At 63.9% G+C, this 17,540-nt stretch carries 17 protein-coding genes; 7 read left to right on the top strand and 10 right to left on the bottom strand.

What is annotated here, in order from left to right:
• Nucleotides 1-10 precede the first annotated feature (10 nt).
• Nucleotides 11-1,132 carry a DUF373 family protein gene (locus tag C444_RS11475; RefSeq protein ID WP_004593003.1) on the top strand — a complete coding sequence of 374 codons (1,122 nt, stop codon included), beginning with the start codon at nt 11-13 and terminating at the stop codon, nt 1,130-1,132.
• A 35-nt stretch (nt 1,133-1,167) separates the two neighbouring features.
• Nucleotides 1,168-1,887 carry a diphthine--ammonia ligase gene (locus C444_RS11470; protein ID WP_004593002.1) on the top strand — a complete coding sequence of 240 codons (720 nt, stop codon included), beginning with the start codon at nt 1,168-1,170 and terminating at the stop codon, nt 1,885-1,887.
• Nucleotides 1,888-1,915: 28 nt separating this feature from the next.
• Here the strand turns inward: C444_RS11470 and C444_RS11465 are convergent, their stop codons facing one another.
• Entirely contained in the window at nt 1,916-2,884 is a 969-nt protein-coding gene (locus C444_RS11465; protein ID WP_004593001.1) for a sugar phosphate nucleotidyltransferase, read from the bottom strand.
• Between the two features lie 84 nt (nt 2,885-2,968).
• Here C444_RS11465 and C444_RS11460 point away from each other — a divergent pair, with 84 nt between their 5' ends.
• Complete coding sequence (locus C444_RS11460) at nt 2,969-3,616, top strand: NUDIX hydrolase (protein WP_004593000.1); 648 nt, start codon at nt 2,969-2,971, stop codon at nt 3,614-3,616.
• A gap of 25 nt (nt 3,617-3,641) precedes the next feature.
• Here C444_RS11460 and mce read toward each other — a convergent pair whose 3' ends face one another.
• The gene (gene mce / locus C444_RS11455; RefSeq protein ID WP_004592999.1) at nt 3,642-4,031 is read right to left on the bottom strand and encodes a methylmalonyl-CoA epimerase; all 390 of its coding nucleotides are present in this window, start codon (nt 4,029-4,031) and stop codon (nt 3,642-3,644) included.
• Nucleotides 4,032-4,114: 83 nt separating this feature from the next.
• Nucleotides 4,115-5,797: an acyl-CoA mutase large subunit family protein gene (locus C444_RS11450; RefSeq protein ID WP_004592998.1), complete on the bottom strand. Its 1,683-nt coding sequence runs from the start codon at nt 5,795-5,797 to the stop codon at nt 4,115-4,117.
• 129 nt (nt 5,798-5,926) lie between these two features.
• Here C444_RS11450 and C444_RS11445 point away from each other — a divergent pair, with 129 nt between their 5' ends.
• A complete protein-coding gene (locus C444_RS11445; RefSeq protein ID WP_004592997.1) occupies nt 5,927-6,400 on the top strand; it encodes an FKBP-type peptidyl-prolyl cis-trans isomerase in 474 nt (157 codons plus the stop codon).
• A gap of 22 nt (nt 6,401-6,422) precedes the next feature.
• On the opposite strand, the gene C444_RS11440 is transcribed toward C444_RS11445, so the two are convergent.
• Nucleotides 6,423-7,007 carry a GNAT family N-acetyltransferase gene (locus C444_RS11440; RefSeq protein ID WP_004592996.1) on the bottom strand — a complete coding sequence of 195 codons (585 nt, stop codon included), beginning with the start codon at nt 7,005-7,007 and terminating at the stop codon, nt 6,423-6,425.
• Nucleotides 7,008-7,115: 108 nt separating this feature from the next.
• Between C444_RS11440 and C444_RS11435 the strand changes: the two genes are divergently transcribed.
• Nucleotides 7,116-7,820: a helix-turn-helix domain-containing protein gene (locus C444_RS11435; RefSeq protein ID WP_004592995.1), complete on the top strand. Its 705-nt coding sequence runs from the start codon at nt 7,116-7,118 to the stop codon at nt 7,818-7,820.
• Between the two features lie 27 nt (nt 7,821-7,847).
• Here the strand turns inward: C444_RS11435 and C444_RS11430 are convergent, their stop codons facing one another.
• The 5 genes from C444_RS11430 to C444_RS11410 are packed head-to-tail and all read right to left on the bottom strand — an operon-like array spanning nt 7,848 to nt 12,786.
• Entirely contained in the window at nt 7,848-8,585 is a 738-nt protein-coding gene (locus C444_RS11430) for an ABC transporter ATP-binding protein (RefSeq protein WP_004592994.1), read from the bottom strand.
• Nucleotides 8,578-9,333 carry an ABC transporter ATP-binding protein gene (locus C444_RS11425; RefSeq protein ID WP_004592993.1) on the bottom strand — a complete coding sequence of 252 codons (756 nt, stop codon included), beginning with the start codon at nt 9,331-9,333 and terminating at the stop codon, nt 8,578-8,580. Before C444_RS11425 ends, C444_RS11430 begins: the two co-directional genes overlap by 8 nt.
• A 1-nt stretch (nt 9,334) precedes the next feature.
• A complete protein-coding gene (locus C444_RS11420; protein WP_004592992.1) occupies nt 9,335-10,483 on the bottom strand; it encodes a branched-chain amino acid ABC transporter permease in 1,149 nt (382 codons plus the stop codon).
• Nucleotides 10,483-11,427, bottom strand: a complete 945-nt coding sequence (locus C444_RS11415; protein WP_004592991.1) for a branched-chain amino acid ABC transporter permease — start codon at nt 11,425-11,427, stop codon at nt 10,483-10,485. Before C444_RS11415 ends, C444_RS11420 begins: the two co-directional genes overlap by 1 nt.
• A 9-nt stretch (nt 11,428-11,436) precedes the next feature.
• Nucleotides 11,437-12,786: an ABC transporter substrate-binding protein gene (locus C444_RS11410; RefSeq protein ID WP_004592990.1), complete on the bottom strand. Its 1,350-nt coding sequence runs from the start codon at nt 12,784-12,786 to the stop codon at nt 11,437-11,439.
• A gap of 246 nt (nt 12,787-13,032) precedes the next feature.
• Between C444_RS11410 and C444_RS11405 the strand changes: the two genes are divergently transcribed.
• Nucleotides 13,033-13,902: an SDR family oxidoreductase gene (locus tag C444_RS11405; RefSeq protein ID WP_004592989.1), complete on the top strand. Its 870-nt coding sequence runs from the start codon at nt 13,033-13,035 to the stop codon at nt 13,900-13,902.
• A 147-nt stretch (nt 13,903-14,049) separates the two neighbouring features.
• The gene (locus tag C444_RS11400; RefSeq protein WP_004592988.1) at nt 14,050-16,071 is read left to right on the top strand and encodes an AMP-binding protein; all 2,022 of its coding nucleotides are present in this window, start codon (nt 14,050-14,052) and stop codon (nt 16,069-16,071) included.
• Here the strand turns inward: C444_RS11400 and C444_RS11395 are convergent, their stop codons facing one another.
• On the bottom strand, nt 16,072-17,262 hold the full coding sequence (locus C444_RS11395; protein WP_004592987.1) for an MFS transporter: 1,191 nt from the start codon (nt 17,260-17,262) through the stop codon (nt 16,072-16,074).
• Nucleotides 17,263-17,540: the final 278 nt, after the last annotated feature.

Here is a 17,540-nt window from a genome sequence, read left to right as displayed (position 1 = left end):
TCGCCGTAGTGTGACTACGCTGGTGGTGTGTATCGACAGGGGCAGTCCGGCCGCAGCGGCGTGTCCCGTCGTCGGCCGCGACGCCGTCGAGTCACTCATCACGCAGACGGGGGTCGTGGACCCGGAAGACAGCCGGGTCAACTGCCTCCTCGAAGGGCTCGCGGTCGCGGACGAACTCGAAGCTGAGGGGTCCTCGCCGGTCCTGGCCGTCGTCGGCGGCGGGAGCGACAGCGTCGGCTCGGACCGTGAAATCGCCAGCCAGATCGACGACCTGGTCGCCGAGCACGACCCGGACTCGGCGGTCGTCGTCGTCGACAGCGCCGACGACGAGCGGCTAGTTCCCATCATCGAGAGCCGCGTCAGGGTCGACGCCGTCGACCGGGTCGTCGTCCGTCAGGCCCGGGACATCGAGTCGACGTACTACCTGCTCAAGCAGTTCCTGGCCGACGAGGAACTGCGCAAGACGGTGCTGGTCCCCGTCGGGATCATCATGCTCGCGTTCCCGCTGTTGCTCGTCGTCACCAGCCTGACAATCGCTGTCGGGGCTATCGCGGCCGCCATCGGCGTGTTCCTCATCTACAAGGGTCTCGGTATCGACACCTACCTCTCGCGGCTCCCCGGTCAGACCCGGGAAGCCCTCTACTCGGGCCAGGTGTCGCTCGTGACCTACGTCGTCGCCACCGGCCTCTCGCTCGTCGGTATCTTCGCCGGCGTGTTGGGCGTCTCGGCGGTCGACGACATCAGCCCCTTCCTGCTTGCGAACCGCTTCGCCTTCGCGTCCGTTCCGTGGCTGACCGGCGCGGCGCTGGCCGCCTCGCTGGGCCGCCTGCTGGACGAACTCATCCAGCAAGAGGGGGTCCGGAGCGCGTACGTGAACCTCCCGTTCGGTGCGGTCGCGGTCGGCCTCGTCGTTCGCGGTTTTTCTGCGTACTTCCTCGAAGTCGGTGGCGTGTTCGAGCCGTTCAACGTCCGACCGACTGACCTCGGCGTCGTCCAGGTTCAGGGCTTCACGCTGGATGCCGGGACCCGTCTCGCCCTGTTCATCCTCGCGGGCATCCTCATCAGCCTCGTCGGCGTCCGGGTGGCGACCTACGTCAGCCACACCGACATCGAGGACGAACTCGTAGAATAGACAGCGATTTAGGCCGGCGTCGGCTACCTGTGGTCATGACAGACGGTGCGTGGGTTTCGCTGTTCTCCGGCGGCAAAGACTCCTCGTGGGCGCTGTACCGGGCACTCGAACGGGGCCACCCCGTCGAGCGACTAGTGACGGTGCATCCCGAGGGGGATTCGTACATGTACCACGTGCCGGCGACCCGGCTGGCCGGCCTCGCCGCCGAGAGCATCGGTATCTCGCTGGTCGAGGTCGAGCCCGACGACTTCGACGCCGACGACGTGGCGGATTCCGGCGCACAGGGCGATGCCGAACTCGAACCGCTTGAGGCCGCGCTGCGCGAACTCGACGCCGAACTGGACGGCGGCATCACCGGCGTCACAGCCGGTGCGGTCGAGAGCGAGTACCAGACGACCCGCATCGAGTCGATGGCCGACCGCCTGGAAGCCAACGTGTTCGCGCCGCTGTGGCAGGAGAACCCCCGCGACCTCGCCGACGCCATGCTCGACGCCGGCTTCGAGATTCGGATTATCCGCGTCGCCGCCTACGGCCTCGATGAGTCCTGGCTCGGCCGCACGCTCGATGCCGACGCGCTCGACGAACTGGAGGCGCTCAACGAGGAGTACGGCGTCCACATCCTCGGAGAGGGCGGCGAGTTCGAGACGCTCGTGACCGACGGCCCGCACATGGACCGCCGGATCGAACTTGAGTACGAGACGGAGTGGGACGGCAGTCGTGGAACGGTACAGATAGAAGACGCGTGGCTGGCGTAATCGAGAGAATCGAAGCGGCTAGGTGGGGTCAATCGCCGTTCGTCAACTGCGTATGCGCACCGATGAGCGCGCCGGCGAGGTCAAGGCTCTCGACCTGCGTATCCCGGTCGATAATCGACTGTCGGATATCCGAGTCGAGAATAGTCGTGTCCGGGAACACGATGGTACCGTCGAGGCTGGAGTTGACGATTTCGGCCCCCGAAAGGACGTGGACGTTCTCGCCGAGTGTGGTGTTCTCGATGGTGGCGTCCTCCGCGACGACGTTGTCGCCGTCGAGTTCCCACGCGACGGCTTCCAGATAGCTCTCGGGGGTCCCGATGTCGTACCAGGCGTCGTCGAACGTGAACGCACGGACTGGCCCGTCGTCGACGAGCCACTGGATGAACCAGCCGGGTTCGTCGGGGTTGTTCCCGTCGTTGAGATACTCGTCGAAGCGGATCGCGTCGGCCGGGAACGCGTAGCAGGCAATCGAGACGAGCGTGCTGTTGGGGTCGTCGGGCTTTTCTTGGAAGTCCGTGACTTCCTCGCCGTCGAGTTCGATGAGGCCGTAGGAGCTGGCCTTCTCACGGGAGCCGACGTCGTAGGCGGCGAGCGTGGGGTCGTCGTACTGCTCGAAGTAGTCGATGAACGCCGCGATGTCGAAGCTGATGAGATTGTCGCCGGCGATGACGAGCAGGTCCTCATCGCCGAGCCCTTCCCGGTCGACCAGTTGGGCGAGCGCGCCGACGACGCCGAACTTCTCGTCCTCTTCGGCGGTTTCCTCGACGGTCAGGGACGGCTTCTCGAAACTGCTCGCGGCGATGTGGTCCCGGAAGTCGGTGGCAAAGCGCTGGTTCGTACTGACGAACACGTCAGTGATGCGATCGTCCTCCTCTAACTCGCCGAGAATTCGGTCGATGACGGTCGTCTCACCGACGGGAAGCAGCATCTTGGGCCGGTTCTTGGTCACAGGCCAGAGCCGGGTGGCGTACCCTCCTGCGAGGACAATCGCTTTCATGTCTGGAACCAGACAACCAGAATACAAGTTCTTTTTCATCGACTGGACCACGGCACTTATCGGTGCCCCGGAGTACAACCCCGTATGACTGACGACGCCGACGGTCCTGAGACTGGGGCGGGAGATGCGAACCTCACGGAGAAGATCAACCAGACGAACGTCGACGAGCGTATTTCGAGCCTGGAAGCGGCCTACGACGAGGTTCCGGTCACCGAAGAGACCTTCGAGCTGTCGCCCGACGAATACGCTGACGTGTTCGCTGCGACACGCGGGACCGGCTACTCCGGGAACAGCGTCGTGTTCGTCACCCGAGACGGCTCCGATTTCCCGGAGCTGAGCGACCAGATACCCGACCAGGCGGCCGGCGATACCCGCGACCGGGTCTTGCTGGTGCTGGGCCGCGGCGCTGACATGTGGGCGCTGCCGGGCGGTGGCAAGGGCGACGAGTACGAGTCGGTGCAGGGTACCGCCGTCCGTCGCGTCAACGAACAGACCGGCATCCGCTGTACGGTCACCGGCGTTGCAGAGGTCGTTCACTCGAAGTACTATCCGGACACCGACGCACAGGGGTCGGTGCACACGCTAGACATCTTCCTCGAAGCGGCGTACAAGAAGGGAAGCCTCGACGTGGACGAGTCTGAGCTCGTCGGTGCGGCGTGGTTCGCGGAGCCGCCGGAGCGCCTGACTCCTGGGGCTGAGGAACAGTTCGCGGCCTTCCTTGGTGATGAGTGAACCCCGAGCCGGGCCGGACTCTGGATTAGTGTTCGACTAACTCCACGAGTACGCCGCCAGTTGTTTTCGGATGGAGGAACGCCACGTCGTGGCCCCACGCTCCCGGCCGTGGCTCATCATCGATGAGGTCGATCCCACAGTCACTGACCGTCTCTAACGCGGCGGCGATATCGTCTGTTTCCAGAGCCACGTGATGAATGCCCGGCCCATTGCTGTCGAGATATCTGGGAATCGTGCCGTCGGCATCGGGCAGCGGTTCTAGCAGTTCGAAATAGCCGTTACCCATCTCTAGAAACGTCACCTGTAGCCCATCAAACGTCTCCTCGTGGACGACTGGTGTCTCGAAAGCGTTGGCGAACAGTTCCGCAAGCGGGTCGGCGTCGTCGGTGGCGATGCCGGCGTGGTCGAATCGCATGGACGGCCGTACACCGGGGTAGCTTATAATTCTGGGAGCGTGGACAGGTGGAAAACAGGACGTAATTCGCGGCTCGGCTGACCTTACATCGATGAACCGGGCTGATACTCACCGAACACGTCCCGGAGCACGTCACACACCTCGCCGGTCGTGGCATACACCTTCACGGCGTCGATGATGTAGGGCATGATGTTCTCGTCGCCCTTGGCGGCCTGTCGAAGTGCGCCGAGTTTCGCCTCGACGGCTTCGTCGTCGCGCTCCTCCCGAACCGTGGCGACGTTGTCCTGCTGGGCCTGCTCGACCGCTTCGTCGACCTCTTCGATGTCCTGCTCGCCCTCTTCCTCGACCTGATACTCGTTGACGCCGACGATAATGCGCTCGCCGGCTTCCTGCTCACGCTGGCGTTCGAAGGCCACGTCCTGAATCTGGCGCTGGACCCACTGCTCCTCGATGGAGCGGCGCATCCCGCCGCGCTCGTCGACTTCCTCGATGAGGTCGCGGGCCTCCGCTTCGAGTTCGTCGGTCAGTGATTCGACGTAGTAGCTCCCGGCCAGCGGGTCGATGGTGTCCGCCGCGCCGGACTCGTGGGCGAGAATCTGCTGGGTCCGCAGTGCAGTTCTGACAGACTGTTCGGTCGGCAGGCCGATAGCCTCGTCTTTACCGTTGGTGTGGAGACTCTGGGTCCCGCCCAGAACGGCCGCCAGCGCTTGGTAGGACACACGGACGACGTTGTTCTCGATCTGTTGGGCGGTCAGCGTCGAGCCAGCGGTCTGGGTGTGGAACTTCAGTTGCTTGGACTTGGGGTTCTGGGTGTCGAAGCGCTCGTCCATGATTTTCGCCCAGAGGCGACGCGCCGCCCGGAACTTCGCCACTTCCTCGAAGATGTTGTTGTAGGAGGCAAAGAAGAAGGATAGCTGGGGGGCGAACTCGTCCACGTCCAGCCCGGCCTCGATAGCAGCCTCGACGTATTCGATGCCGTCGCCCAGTGTGAACGCGATCTCCTGGGCGGCCGTCGAGCCGGCCTCGCGGATGTGATATCCCGAGATGGAGATGGTGTTGAACTTCGGCGTCTCGGCGGCACAGAACTCGAATATGTCGGTGATGAGCCGCATCGACGGCTCCGGCGGGTAGATGAACGTGTTCCGCGCGATGTACTCCTTGAGCACGTCGTTCTGGATGGTCCCGCGGAGTTCCTCGCGGTCGACGCCCTGCTTGTCACCGACGGCGATGTACATCGCCAGCAGTACCGACGCAGGGGCGTTGATAGTCATGCTCGTCGAGACCTCATCCAGCGGGATGCCGTCGAACACGGTCTCCATGTCGTCAAGCGAGTCGATGGCGACGCCGGTTTTGCCGACTTCGCCGGCTGCCATCGCATGGTCAGAATCGTAGCCCATCTGCGTCGGGAGGTCAAACGCCATCGACAGCCCGGTCTGGCCCTGGTCAAGTAGGTAATTGAACCGCTCGTTGGTTTCCGTCGCGGTCCCCATCCCGGCGTATTGACGCATCGTCCAGAGTCGGCCCCGATAACCGGTCGGATACACCCCGCGGGTGTAGGGCTCCTGACCGGGGAAGCCCAGATCCGCCTCGTAGTTGAGATCGGAGATGTCTTCGGGGGTGTACAGACGGTCTACCTCGTGCCCTTCAGTGTCCGTGGTGAACGTCTCCTTACGTTCGCCAAAGCGGTCGACGGTGGGCTGGACGTCGTCTTCCTCCCACTGAGCCTTCGACTCCCGTATCTCCTCCAGCTCGTCGGGGTCAAACATGGACGGATTGTCGGACGGCGAAGGCTTAAGGGTTCTTAAATCCTTCACGATTTGTAATGCGATGCCCGCGGCGATTCGCGGCGCGCTGTTCCGAGGTGGGTTTATACCGTCAGTATCTATCGAGGACGTATGCCAATCGAACCGGGAGACGGCGTCACCATCGAGTACGTCGGTCGCTTCGAGGACGGGAGCGTCTTCGATACGTCACGTCCCGAAGTCGCCAGGGAGCACGGACTCATGGAGGCACAGGGTGTCGAGGCGAGCGAGTACGCACCGCTTTGCTTCACCGTCGGTGCGGGGGAGATCATCGAAGGGATCGACGAGGCACTCGTCGGCATGGCTGCGGGCGAGGAGGCCACCGTTACGGTGCCCCCGGAGAAAGCCTACGGCGAGTTCCAGTCCGACCGCGTCCGTGAGTACGACCCCGAAACGTTCGAAGGCATGGTGGGAAAAGAGCCGGAAGTCGGAATCCACGTCGAGGCCGAAAACGGCCTGCACGGGGACGTGACTGCGGTCCGGGATGACGCCGTTGAAGTCGATTTCAACCACGAACTGTCCGGTAAGACGCTCGTTTTCGATATCGAAGTCGTCGACATCAGATAATCAGTCCGTCGTCGGCAGGGACTCAGTCGCCCGTGTCGTACTTGTAGGTGGCTTCGTCGGGGTCAATGCCGAAGTCCTCGGGGCCCTCCTCCGGTTCGGGTTCCTCAGGCTCGCCAGCACTGGCCTGCTTGAACCGCCCACGGAGGTGGCCGGGCACTTCGAAGCGGTCGATGGCCACCCGGAGCGGCACCGCGTCGGGCTGGATGTTCTCCTGTTTGGTATCGAGCCGATCCCGGAGCGAGTCGGGCAATCGGGCCGGATCGATGCGCTCGAAACCGAACTGCGCGAGGTACTCGGAGGCGTTCGTCAGCGAGTAGACGGTGTCGAACCCCTCGTCACCGGCGTACTCGACCAGGCGCTCGATGACGTGTGCGCCGACGCCCTGGTTTCGCCATTCCGGCAGGACGCCGATGCTGGTCAGTTCACAGACGGACTCCTCGTCGCGCTTGTGAATACGGATACGGCCGAAGCCCGCCTTTTCGTGGCTCTCCTCGTCGATAGCGACGACGTAGTCCCGGGATCTGAAAGCCGTCTCGTCCAGCCCCATCTCCTCGATACGGTCGAGCAACCAGACTTCCTCTCGGTTTTTCGCATCCCGGACGTACATACCCGAAAATTAACTGCCGCAGTCAAAAGGGTTTGCGGCGTGACTGGCGCGGTCGGGGTACGTGGCGGATAGGCAATCACTAAGAGAGTACAACATGATTGATTACCCATGATCTCGCTCGAGATGGACATGGTCCAGTACGACTGTCCGTACATCGACACGACACGGGACTACGAGGTGTCGTTCCTGGCCAAGCAGTGGGATTTCCACCCCGTCGAGCGTGAGTTAGAGACGCGGATCATGGTCAACGGCGCGGACCGCGAGGAGCTGGACCGGGGACTCGACGCGCTCGAAGCACACGACCACATGGAGTCCTATCAGCTCCTCCGTCGAAAGGGTGACCTGGCGCTCATCCGCTCGCGCATCGACGAGACGAACGCGATGAACGTCATCCGTGACCACAGCGGCTACATCACCGGACCGTTCCGCATCCGGGACGGCTCGGAGATCTGGCACGTCGGCTTCGACACCGAGCGGGTCGCGGAGGGAACCCTATCCGAACTCGAACGGGACAACGACTACACGATCCGGTCCCGGGAGTCAGTCGACCTAGAGGACTACTACGACCTGCTACAGAACATCGATTCGGCGAAGCGGCTGGTCGACGGCTGTCGGGAACTCTCGGACGTGGAGCGGGACACGCTGGAGAAAGCCGTCGAGGGCGGCTACTTCGACACGCCACGGGACGCGACCCTCTCCTCGCTCGCCGAGGAGTTCGACGTGTCCAAGATGGCGATCTCGAAGAACCTCCGGCGGAGCCAGCGGAAGATACTCGACAGAGTCACGACGGCGATGAACGACGTGACCGAGTGAGGGCCTGAGTTCAGCGTTGCCTTGTCGCTACTCCGTGCCGCTGCCCTGCATCAGCTTCTGTATCTCTTCGTCGGCCGCCAACTCTTCCGGGTCGCCGCTGGCGATGATATCCCCGCGCTCGATGACGTACAGGCGGTCCACGACCTCGGGGACGTGCGTCACGTTCGATTCAGCGATGAGCACGGCGATGTCGCGGTCGTTGATCGCCCGGATATAGCGCTTGAGGCTCTCGACGACGACCGGAGCCAACCCCTCTAACGGCTCGTCGAGGATGAGCAGGTCGGGCTGGAGCGCCAGCGCCCGGCCGATGGCGACCATCTTCGCCTGGCCGCCGCTGAGGTTCTGGACCTTCGCGTCCCGTCGGTCGTCAAGTTCGGTCAGCACGTCGTAGACGCTCTCGATGACCGCGTCCTCGTCGTCGATGCCGCGGGCCTTCCCGCTGGTCCAGATCGGGAGCCGGAAGTTCTCGTCGACGGTCATCCCCGTGAACAGCTTCCGGTCCTCGGGCTGGTATCCGATGCCCCGCTTGGGAATCAGCTCCGAGCGGATGTCGGTCAGCTCCTCGCCGCGGAACGTGACTGAGCCGCTCCAGACGGGTGTCAGGCCCATAATGCCGCGGAAGGTGGTCGTCTTGCCGGCCCCGTTGCGGCCGACCAGCCCGACCGCCTCCCCGGCGTTCACGTCGAGGTCGATGTCCTCGGTCACCAGGAACCCCTCGACGGCGGCTTTGAGACCCCGAACGGACAGTAGCGGTTCGCTACTCATCGTCGCCCACCCCCAGGAGCAGCCGCCGGAGTTCGTCGTCGGTTTCGAGCATCGTCGGCGGGCCGACGCCGTGGACTGCGCCCTGATGCAGGGCGACGACGCGGTCGGCGTACTCGGTGACAATGTCCATGTCGTGCTCGATGGTAACCGTCGTAACGCCCTCAGCTCGGCCGACCTCGACAATCGTCTCGATGACGTACTCCTTCTCACGGGTCGACACGCCGGAGGTCGGCTCGTCGAGCAGGAGGTAGTCCGGGTCGAGGCCGAACGACATCGCTACGTCGAGCAGTTTGCGGTCGCCGTGGGGGAGTTCTTCGGCGACGGTATCCGCGGTGTCTTCGAGCCGGAACTTCTCCACCAGTTCCTCGACCTTCGTCTCCACCTCCTCGTGACCGTCGGCCATCGAGAACAGGCTCCAAGTCTTGCCCTGTTCGGTCAACACGACCGTCCGGAGGTTCTCCCGCACCGTCATCTCCTCGAACACTTTGACGACCTGAAAGCTCCGGGCGATGCCGGCATCGACACGCCCGTTTGCCGACATGCCGGTGATATCGTCGCCGTCGAGGACGATGGACCCCTCGTCCGGCGAGAGAAAGCCAGTGAGGAGGTTGATGAACGTCGTCTTCCCGGCCCCGTTCGGGCCGACGATGAAGACGAGTTCGCCCGCCTCCTTACCGAACTCGAGCGTGATGTCGTCAGTTGCGACCAGTTCACCGAAGGACTTCCGCAGATTGCGTGCTTCGAGCATATCAATCGACCCCGAAGAGGATTATCCGCAGGCTTGTCAGCGCCTCTGTCACCTTCCGTTCTATCGACTGCACGGCGCTCCGGCCCCACGTCGACAGGACGGACGGTTCCCGGCGCAGATCACTGAGCCGCGCGTTGACGATGCCGCCGGACCGGAGCGACCCGACGATCCCTCGCGGGAACCCGTACACGAGTATCAGCAATACCACGCCGGTCAGGAACTCGTAGTACTGGGTGATGTCCTGGCCCACGTCCTGCAGGAAGATGAGGACGACACCGCCGATGAGTGGGCCGACAAGCGTCCGGAACCCGCCCAAAATCGCCATGAACAGGATGTCGCCCGACCGGAGGAAGAACAGCGTCCCCTCCGGGCGGACGTACTGGCGGACGACGGCGTACAGCCCGCCCGCGACGCCGCCGTAGATGCCCGAGATGACGAACGCGGCCCAGACGTACCGCCGGATCGGCAGACCGATGAACCGCGCTCGGGTCCGTTCCTGCCCGATGGCGTCCAGGGCGTTGCGGAACGGCGACTGCGTGATGCGGTACATCACGAACAGCCCGATGAGGATGACGACCACCGTCAGGTAGTACGTCAGCACCTGGTACACGTCGGGGCTGAACGCGGTCCCGAACAGGAGCGGCTGGTTCGCCGGCCCCGGCCGGATCGGGAGCCCGTCGCTCCCGCCGAGGGCGCTCTGGCCGAGCGCGATAGCGTACAGGAGTTGGCCGAAGGCCAGCGTCAGAAGGGCGAAGTACAGCCCGGTGTGTCGCAGCGACAGCACCCCGATGATGGCCGCCATCACCGTCGCGGCCGCGATGGCTCCGAGCAACAGCAGGCCGACACTCTGGATGCCAGCATACCGCGCCAGCACTGCGGTCGCGTACGCGCCGGTGCCGAAGAAGGCCGCGTGGCCGAACGAGGTGAGCTTCGTGTGCCGTAGCAGGAGGTTCAGCCCGACTGCCGCGAAGCCGAATAGCAAGCCCTGGTGGATGACGCTGAGCTGGAGACTGTCGGAGAGGCCCGCGATATCGGGAATGACGAACAGGAACACGACCCCGAGGACGAGGAAGACCGTCTCCCGACGGGTCACCTCGACTCCGAGGAAGCGATACGCCGGCGTCCCATCGCGGTCGACGCGCTCCGGCATCACGCCGTCTCACCCCACGTTCCGAACAGCCCTTCGGGTTTGACCAGCAGGATGAGCGCCATGATGGCGAACGGGGCCGCGATCTCGCCCGGCGGGTACAGCGTGATCATCCAGCTCCGGATGACGCCGACCAGGAGCGCCCCGACGAACGCCCCACGGAGGCTGCCGAGGCCGCCGATAACGATGACGACGAAGGAAAGCACCAGTGGATTGGTGCCCATCTCAAGCGTCGCCGCTGTCGGCGGGACGGCCATCGCGCCGGCAAAGCCAGCAAGGAACGCGCCCAGCGCGAACACGAGCGTGAACACGCGGTCGGTGCTGACGCCGATGGCGGTCGCCATCTCGCGGTCGATAGCCGTCGCCCTGATGATGCGCCCGGTCTTCGTCCGTTCGAAGAACCAGAACAGCCCCGCGACGGAGACCATGCCGACGAGGATGACGAACACGTTGTAGGTCGGGTAGTTCAGCCCGACGAGTTCGCTCGTCGGAATCGTGTTGATTGCGCTGTAGACGGCATCGGTTCGTATCGAGCTGTCCCCCCAGATGAACTTCTTCACGTCGAGGAGTATGAGCAGGAGGGCGAAGGTCAGTACCAGCTGATACACCTGGTCGCGGTCGTAAATCTGTCGCAGGAACACCGCTTCGAAGAGGGTTCCGACGGGGAGGAGGATGGCTGCTGTCACCAGCACGGCCGCGAGGACCGCGAGGACGAACACGGCGGTCCCGACGACGCCGCCACCCGGCGGGCCGATGATGCCGATAATAAACCCGAACACGCCGATGGCGGTGTATGCGCCGAGCGAGAACAGTTCCCCGTGGGCGAGGTTCAGAACGTCCAGAATCCCCAGGATAACGGTGAGTCCCGAGGCGATCATGAACAGGATGAACCCGAACTGGATGCCGTTGAGCGTCTGGACGAGCGCGGCTGTGGGTGTTACGGCCATGGCTCGGTATCAGGCGCTCCAGCTGTCCAGCCAGTCGCTGCCGGTGACACCTGGCGGCGGTGCCGTCTCGGTGGCGGCGTAGGTGTTCACGTCGTCAAGCCTGGCCGCCCCGAGGTCGTCATCGTACACCATCTGCCCGGCAAAGGAGTTCGACGCGCCTTGGTGGTCCTCGGCGATGTTGTGGTAGCCGGCCGGTGTGAAGAAGCCGTGTCCTTCCAGAACTTGCGCGATCTGCTCCTGGCTGGGGTAGGTGCCAAGCAGGTCGATAGCTTTCTCGACGGCCGTCGCCCACGCGGTGACAGCCCCGTACCCGCTCATGTAGTGTGCCGTCGGTACCGTCACGCCCTCCTGCTGTGTTGCAGCGTCAAACAGTTCGCGGCCGGGCTGCCAGTTGCCGAGCGCCGGCAGGCCCCAGTAGTAGTTCCGCGACCCGGAGTAGATATCTGTCCCAGCCAGTGCATCGCCCGGCACGTCGCCGGCCGCGCTGTACAGCGTCGTGCCGAACACCGTCGTGTTCTCGAACATGTCGTTGGCGTTGGCCTGTCGGACGAACGTCGTCACGTCGCCGCCCCACAGGCTGGAGAAGGTCACATCCGGCTCTTCGTTGTTGATCGAGGTGATGTGATTCGCCATGTCGCTAGCTCCGAGTTCCGGGAACCCCTCGTAGACGACTTCGGCGTCAGTGAGTTTCTGAATGGCCTGAGTGAACACCCGCATCTCGTCCTCGCCGAAGGAATAGCCGGGGTTGACTCCGGCGACAGTCGAGATGTTGTCAGCGCCGATGCGTTCGACGGCTTCCCGGGCCATCGTCACCACTTCCATGATGTCGTAGTTCTGGAAGCGGAAGGAGTAGGTCGGATCGGGGACGGTCTCCTCGTAAAGCGTCGTCACCGTCCCGTCAGTGCTGACGTTGATAACCTCGTTTTTCTCGACTTCGGGGGCGATCTGGCTGTGCGTACCACTGGAAATCGGGCCGAAGGTGACCTCTTTCCCCTCCTCGATGAACTGGTTGTAACTGTCGAGCGGGTTCGACCCTTCGTTGACCACGTCCAGTTCGATCTCTCGTTGCCCGCCGATACCGCCCGCCTCGTTGATGCGCTGGACGGCGAGTTCGGCTCCGCGCTGGGCCTGGATTCCGAGTACGCCCGGTGCGCCCCGCGTGAAGGTCAACAGGCCGGCCTGTATCGGTTCGTCGGAAATTTCGCCACCGGACTGCCCGCCCTGGTCCGCCGCCTCGCCGTCACTCAGCAGCGTCGAGCAGCCAGCGAGCGCTGCGGCGACGGCTGAACCGCCGACGGCGGAGAGCAGTTGTCGCCTGCCGATACCTTCGCTGTCATGGTCCGTTGTCGTTCGTTTCATAGGTGTGTCCCAATACGCCCCGGACTCGTCCGGGGAGGCTGGTCACGTGGTGTGTGCCACGCTCACAGGGATGACTGATTCTTCCGACGTAACCCCCGAATAACGGGAGGTTTACACGTAAACCACGTCGTCGATGAGACGGCGGAACAGCGTTCTCGCGACGGACTGTGACAGCATCACAGCAGCCAATCGGGTATACATGTCAACCCACCCCTATTCGGAGATGTCTAGAGAACGTGTGACTGAATGGCATCCAGCACCTCTCACGAACGGCTCGAAGTCGAGCCCATCGACGAGTCCTCGATACTGTTCGTCGACGACGACCACTACACGAGCGACACCGTCTGTCTGGTGACCGGTGGCGGGTCCGGCATCGGTCGGGCGACGGCGCTGGCGATGGCCGCCAACGGGGTGACCGCCGTCGCGACGGATATCGACGCCGACGGCCTCGCCGAAGTCGCGGACACGGCGGCGGACCTCGGCCTCGATGGAACCGTCGAGACAGTGACCGGTGATCTCGCGAACGACGCGGACATCGAGACCATCGTCGAAACCGCGGCCTCTCATGGCACCGTGCGGTATCTCGCGAACATCGCCGGCCTCCAGCACATCGACGCCATCGAGGACTTCCCGATGAAGAAGTACGACCAGATGCACGACGTGATGTTGCGCGCCCCGCTCGCACTTTCCAAGCGCGTCATCCCGCATATCCGCGGGACCGACGACGGCGTGGGTGCCATCGGCAACATGGCGTCAGTCCACGGCCACTACGTCACCTCGGACAAGGTGGCTTACAACGTCTCGAAGTTCGGCCTGCGGGGACTGACACAGTCTATCGCCGCCGAGGGCGGCGACGGGCTCCGCGGGTTCTCTATCAGCACCGGGTACGTGAAGACGCCGCTGGTCGTCGACCAGATTCCCGACACCGCCGAGCAACGGGGCATCAGCGTCGACGAGGTCATCGACGACGTGATGCTAGGACAGGCCCGAGTCAAGGAGATGATGGACCCGGTCGACGTGGCGAACCTCTTCGTGTTCGGCTTCTCGACCCACGCCGACCATCTCAACGGCGGGGACCTGCTGTTCGACGGCGGCATGACAACGACCTACGAGTGAGACTGTGGTGTGCGGATATGCCCCGACCCTCTGCCACCCACGAGCGGACTGGAACCGGGTCACCGCGGCCGACACGCGGACGAATCGCGTGCCGGACGGCGGTACCAGTTTATACCAGACGACCAAACACTACGGAATACTGACGCAATGAGCGAGCAAAACCACGTAGACTCCATCGTCCACGAACCGAGCCACGCGTTCGTCGAATCGACGAACGTCTGGGAGTTCATGCAGGAATACGACATCGACAACTACGATGAACTCATCGAGCGAACGACCACGGACCTGCCCGAGGAAGCCGATTCCGGCGTCGAGTGGTTCTGGGACCTGCTCCCGGAGTACCTCGATATCGAGTTCTTCGAAGAATACGACCAAGTCCGGGACAACAGTGAGGGGCCGCAGTTCACCGACTGGTACACCGGCGGGACTATCAACGCCGCCCACAACGTCCTGGACCGCCACGCAGCGCGGGACAGCCCGACGCGGAACTCGGTGGCACTCATCTGGGAGGGCGAACCCGGCGACGTGCGAGAAATCACATACCATGAACTGAATCGGCAGGCCAGCAAGGTAGCGAACTATCTGGAGTCCGTCGGCGTCGGCACCGGCGACACCGTCGGCCTGTATATGCCGATGGTCCCCGAAGTCGCGTCGATACTGTACGGCTGTCTCAAGGTCGGTGCCGTCGCCGTGCCCATCTTCTCCGGGTTCGGCGTCGACGCGACGGCGACCCGCATTGCTGACGCCGAGTGTTCCGTCCTGTTCACCGGTGACGGATTCTACCGCCGGGGCTCCGAGGTCCACCTCAAGGGGAGCGCCGACGAGGCTATCGAGCAGGCCGGCGATGAACCGGGAACGACGCCGGTCGAACACACTGTGGTCTACGACCGCCTCGGTGTCGCGGACGACCCCGACGAGACGATTCGCTGGACCCGTCGCGACGAGTGGTGGGACGAAGCGATAGCGACCGCTGACGACGAGTACGCGGCCAAGGAACTCCCGAGCAATCAGGAGTCGATGCTGCTGTACTCCTCCGGGACGACCGGGAAACCGAAGGGTATCGTCCACACGCACGCCGGCGCGCTCATGCAGGCGGCCAAGGAGATCTACTTCGGCTTCGACCACAAGCCCAGCGACCGCTTCTTCTGGGTGAGCGACATCGGCTGGATGATGGGGCCGTGGACGCTGCTCGGAAACCACGCCTTCGGCGGGACTGTCTTCATGTATGAGGGCGCGCCGGACCACCCCGAACCGGACCGCTTCTGGGAGATGATCGACCGCCACGACATCACTACTTTCGGCGTCTCGCCGACCGCGGTACGGGCACTCCGGAAGAAAGGGGACGGGTGGCTGGAGGGTCACGACCTCTCCAGCCTGCGGCTGCTGGGCTCGACCGGTGAACCCTGGGACCCCGAGAGCTGGCAGTGGTTCTACGAGAAGGTCGGTGGCGGAAACTGCCCCATCATCAACATCTCGGGCGGGACCGAAATCATGGGGTGTTTCCTGATGCCGATGCCGATCCAGTCGCTCAAGCCCTGCACGCTGGGCGGTCCAGGGCTGGGGATGGATATCGACATCGTTGACCCCGACGGGAACTCGATCACTGACACCCACGAACGTGGCTATCTGGTCGCTCGGGACTCCTGTCCGTCCATGACCCGGTCGCTGTGGAGCGGCGACGACCGCTACCTCGAAGAGTACTGGTCGACCTGGGACGACGTCTGGGACCACGGCGACTGGGCCCAGAAAGACGAGGACGGCCTCTGGTTCCTCCACGGCCGGGCCGACGACGTGCTCAACGTCGCCGGGCGGAAGGTCGGGCCGGCGGAGGTCGAGGGTGCGGCGATGGAACACGACGCCGTCAACCAGGCCGCAGCTGTCGGTGCGCCTGACGATACAACCGGTACCGCCGTCGTCCTCTACACCGTGCTGGAACCCGGCTACGACCCATCGGACGACCTCCGGGACGACATCCGCGCCGCCGTCGGCGAGGAACTCGGCAAGCCGTTCCGACCCCGTGAGGTATTGTTCGTCGACGAGTTCCCCAAGACGCAGAGCGGGAAAATCATCCGCCGGGCCATCGCCGGTGTCTACCGCGGCGAGGACCTGGGTGACATGTCCAGCATCGAGAACCCCGCGGCGCTGGACGAGATCCGCGAAGCGTCGTAGTCAGCCCGCGACGGCATCCTCGGCCGGCTTCTCCAGCCGTAGCAGTCCGGGCAGTGCGAGCACCGCGAGGACGACTTCCGTCCCGCCGGCGACGAGGAACGCAACGGGATAGCCGAAGACTCCGGCGACAGTCCCCCCGATAAGGATGCCGGCGAGGAAGCCGACGCTACCGAAGATGTTGAACCCAGCCATCGCAGTGCCGCGCTCGGTCTCGCCGGCGAGGTCCGAGACGAGCGCCATCGTCGCAGGGGCCATCAGTGCGCCGATAACGCCGGTCAGTACCATCCCTGCACCAGCAATGGTCACCGTCGGCGCTTGCCCGACGCCGATAACCGTGAGTCCGTACAGCACCGACCCGAGGACGATGGGAACAGTACGGCCAATGCGGTCAGAGAGCACACCGAACGGATACTGGAGCAGGGCGAACGGGGCGAAAAACAGCGCTAGCATAATCCCGGTCTCGCTGGGCCCCAGTTCAAACGTCTCCCGGAAATACAGGGTCCCGACGAGCGCGAAAAAGCCCGCGGTGAGCCGGTCGATAAACCCGAAGGCGTAGGGCACGCCCAGCGTTGGCCGCTGCTTGAGACCGGACACGGTCGCAGCCAGGCCAGACCGCTCGTCGGACGGTGCGCGGTCAGTCACGAGCAGGGCGGCCACAGCGACAACGAGCGACAGCGTGCTCGCCACGTACAGCGGGAGCGTGGTCTGGACCTCGTACAACTGGCCGCCAAGTGGCGCGCCAAGCGCCGTGCCACTGCCGATAGCGATACCCGCCGCCCCCATGTTCTTGCCATGGCCGCCGCCGAGGTCCATCAGCATCGTCATCGCCAGCGAGAATGCCGCGATAGTGGCCCCGCCCTGGAGGACCCGCAGGACCAGCACGCCAGTAAACGGGAGCGAGACCGCTCCGGGGAGCCATGCGATGAGGGCGTACAGCACTGCGCCTGCGCCCGCCCCGCCGGCAATGTACGGTGTACGCTGTCCGGTGGCGTCGCTGAGCACGCCCCACACACCAGCAAAAACGACAAACGCCCCGAACTCAGCGGCGAGGAACCACATGCTCGCGTTCAGGTCTGTCGTCGCACCCAGCGACCGGACGAGTCTGTCGACGCCCGGATACAGCAAGACCTGCGCCAGTAACACGGCAAAAATAACCCCCGCGAGAACGCCCCGATCTGTGCGGTCCGTCACAGACAACGATACAGCGAGCCGAGAAAAATAGATGTCGGACCCGAGTACCGCTTCCTCCTCGCAGAACTCGACAACTACCGACTACAGAACAGTGCGTCCGCTAACTCGGTCCAATCCGCCTTACTCAGCGCTGTGTGGCGGAACGAAACCGCAGTTCGAACAGCCGTTGTGCTTCGTCGTCTGGTAGCTCAATTCCGCCCCGCAGTTCGGACAGTTGTACTGGTCTGAACTCATTCACCTACTCGTATTATTCGACAGTACCTAAACCTTTTCTCGAC

It is taken from the genome of Haloarcula japonica DSM 6131 (genome assembly GCF_000336635.1).
GTDB lineage: Archaea > Halobacteriota > Halobacteria > Halobacteriales > Haloarculaceae > Haloarcula > Haloarcula japonica.
The sequence above is the reverse complement of the archived record's forward strand: the minus strand, read 5'-3'. Positions and strand labels throughout refer to the sequence as shown.

Bases quoted from the DNA above. Each gene is read 5' to 3' on its own strand.
- C444_RS11470 (WP_004593002.1), top strand. From the start codon at position 1,168: ATGACAGACGGTGCGTGGGTTTCGCTGTTCTCCGGCGGCAAAGACTCC.
- C444_RS11465 (WP_004593001.1), bottom strand. From the start codon at position 2,884: ATGAAAGCGATTGTCCTCGCAGGAGGGTACGCCACCCGGCTCTGGCCT.
- C444_RS11460 (WP_004593000.1), top strand. From the start codon at position 2,969: ATGACTGACGACGCCGACGGTCCTGAGACTGGGGCGGGAGATGCGAAC.
- mce (WP_004592999.1), bottom strand. From the start codon at position 4,031: ATGCGATTCGACCACGCCGGCATCGCCACCGACGACGCCGACCCGCTT.
- C444_RS11450 (WP_004592998.1), bottom strand. From the start codon at position 5,797: ATGTTTGACCCCGACGAGCTGGAGGAGATACGGGAGTCGAAGGCTCAG.
- C444_RS11445 (WP_004592997.1), top strand. From the start codon at position 5,927: ATGCCAATCGAACCGGGAGACGGCGTCACCATCGAGTACGTCGGTCGC.
- C444_RS11440 (WP_004592996.1), bottom strand. From the start codon at position 7,007: ATGTACGTCCGGGATGCGAAAAACCGAGAGGAAGTCTGGTTGCTCGAC.
- C444_RS11435 (WP_004592995.1), top strand. From the start codon at position 7,116: ATGATCTCGCTCGAGATGGACATGGTCCAGTACGACTGTCCGTACATC.
- C444_RS11430 (WP_004592994.1), bottom strand. From the start codon at position 8,585: ATGAGTAGCGAACCGCTACTGTCCGTTCGGGGTCTCAAAGCCGCCGTC.
- C444_RS11425 (WP_004592993.1), bottom strand. From the start codon at position 9,333: ATGCTCGAAGCACGCAATCTGCGGAAGTCCTTCGGTGAACTGGTCGCA.
- C444_RS11420 (WP_004592992.1), bottom strand. From the start codon at position 10,483: ATGCCGGAGCGCGTCGACCGCGATGGGACGCCGGCGTATCGCTTCCTC.
- C444_RS11415 (WP_004592991.1), bottom strand. From the start codon at position 11,427: ATGGCCGTAACACCCACAGCCGCGCTCGTCCAGACGCTCAACGGCATC.
- C444_RS11410 (WP_004592990.1), bottom strand. From the start codon at position 12,786: ATGAAACGAACGACAACGGACCATGACAGCGAAGGTATCGGCAGGCGA.
- C444_RS11405 (WP_004592989.1), top strand. From the start codon at position 13,033: ATGGCATCCAGCACCTCTCACGAACGGCTCGAAGTCGAGCCCATCGAC.
- C444_RS11400 (WP_004592988.1), top strand. From the start codon at position 14,050: ATGAGCGAGCAAAACCACGTAGACTCCATCGTCCACGAACCGAGCCAC.